The following is a 2,123-nucleotide window of genomic DNA, read 5'->3' on the forward strand; positions in this document are numbered from 1 at the left end:
GGCATATTCACGGGTCCGGCTGATCGCCATCTGCACCAGCATGGCGCCCAGCGGGGCGAGGATCATCATCAGGATCGAGCCGACGATGCCCGGACCGTTGTTGTTGTCGCGCCAGCCGCCGGCGCGCGATGCCTCAAGCCCGTCCTGGGAGAGCGTTCGCGATATCGCCTTCGAGGCGACCAGCCTCGGGCCGGCCTCGCCGGTCGGCTATGTCTTTGCCAGCCCGCTGGTGCCGGTGCTGCGTCCCGTCAGCGCCTACGCTGGGATGAGCTTTGCGCCCGGCGCGGGCATCCTCGCCTGCGCCGTCGATCTCATGCATCGCATCCGCACCGAGTTTCGCTACGATCCCAAGGCGACGGTGATCTCGACGCCGCTCGGCGAGGTTTTCGACAAGCGTCACGGCGTCTGCCAGGATTTTGCCCATGTGATGATCGCAGGGCTGCGCGGGCTCGGTCTGCCAGCGGCCTATGTCAGCGGCTACCTGCGCACCATTCCGCCGCCGGGCCAGGCGCGCCTGCAAGGCGCCGATGCCACCCATGCCTGGGTGTCGCTGTGGTGCGGGGCCGAGCTTGGCTGGGTCGATTTCGACCCGACCAACGATCTGCTGATTGGCAACGACCATATCGTGCTTGCGGTCGGGCGCGATTTCTCCGACGTCTCGCCCGTCGACGGCATCATCGTCGGCTCGCCCAAGCAGAAGCTTGGCGTCGCCGTCGACGTGCTGCTGGTGGAATAGACGCGGGCTCCCGCGCCGGCCGCGAGGGTGTATCGGGCCGCTGCCGCAACCGCGATGTCGCATAGCACAACGGTAACATATTTCCATAATCGCGTTGCCAAGGGTTTGGTCAGCCGGCCCAAGATGGGCTATGCTGGCTTGCGTCGAGAACGAGAGAGACGTCGGGAGAGAGCGTGGGACACCAGCGGCGGACGGGGCTGCATCCATGATAACCTTACCGAGACTGGCGGCTGAATCCCTCGAGGGCTTCCTCGGTAAGTTCATGCGTCGCCGGTACGATGAGACTTCTGCCAACATCATCGAGAGCGCGACCCGTACCGCGATGGAATGCATCGGCAACAGCGATGCGCTCTATCACAATATCGAGCATACGATGCTGGTGACGCTGGCGGCTCAGGCCATCCTCGGCGGCCGCAGTCTTCATACCCACCTGTCGGCTGAGGACTACGTCCATGTCCTGATCGCCTGCCTCGCCCACGACATCGGCTATGTGCGCGGGCTGTTCGAGGAGGACGATTCCGACGGCTTCGTCATCGACGCGGCCGACACCAAGATCTCGTTGCCGCGTGGTGCATCGGATGCGAGCCTGATGATGTATCACGTCGATCGCTCGAAGCTTTATGTGACGCGGCGGCTGCGGCATATTCCCGGAGTCGATCCCGAGCGCGTTGCCCGCGCCATCGAGGGCACGCGTTTTCCGGCCCGCCAAGGCCAGGAATATGACGACGAAGCCTCGATCCTGCGCGCGGCTGACTTCATCGGCCAACTCGGCGATCCCAACTATCTGCGCAAGGCCAACGCGCTGTATTATGAGTTCGAAGAGGTCGGCATGAATCGCCAGCTCGGCTACGATTCGCCTGCCGACATCGTGAACCGCTATCCACAATTCTACTGGAACAGCGTCGCTCCCCACATCCAGACCGAGATCGGCTATCTCAACAAGACCGAGATCGGCCGGCAATGGATCGCCAACCTCTACAGCAACGTGTTCCGCGCCGAGCGCGACATCTCGCTGTCCGGCCCGCAGAGATAAATCGGGCTTTGCGGTGCTGTAGCCCGGATGAGCGCAGCGATATCCGGGTGCGGTGTTGCCAAGTCCCGGATGTCGCTGCGCTCATCCGGGCTACAGCCTCCAAAACGCCGTGAGCAACCATGCAACAAAAAACGATCGCCACGGACATCCTCGACATCGCCTATCGCGAATACGGCGCGCCGGATGGCTGGCCCTGCATCATGGGCCACGGTTTTCCCTACGACGTGGACGCCTATGCCGAGGCCGCGCCCCTCATTGCACAAGCCGGCGCACGCGTGCTGGTGCCCTGGCTGCGCGGCTATGGGCCGACCCGTTTCCGCATCGCGTCGACCTTGCGCTCCGGCGAGCAGGCGG

Annotated in this window: 2 protein-coding genes and 1 pseudogene; all 3 read left to right on the forward strand. The window is 64.0% G+C overall.

The genetic code is table 11. The features are described 5' to 3' along the window. Positions 1 to 736: transglutaminase family protein (locus MOV75_RS35705; RefSeq protein ID WP_247007686.1), on the forward strand; the 736-nt coding region annotated here is incomplete at its 5' end. Positions 737 to 941: 205 nt separating this feature from the next. After that, entirely contained in the window at positions 942 to 1,769 is an 828-nt protein-coding gene (locus MOV75_RS35710) for an HD domain-containing protein (RefSeq protein ID WP_246926157.1), read from the forward strand. A 119-nt stretch (positions 1,770 to 1,888) separates the two neighbouring features. After that, a pseudogene (locus MOV75_RS35715) lies at positions 1,889 to 2,123 on the forward strand (alpha/beta hydrolase); the annotation flags it as partial.

The sequence above is a fragment of the Bradyrhizobium sp. PRIMUS42 genome, assembly GCF_023006515.1.
Classification (GTDB): Bacteria; Pseudomonadota; Alphaproteobacteria; order Rhizobiales; family Xanthobacteraceae; genus Bradyrhizobium.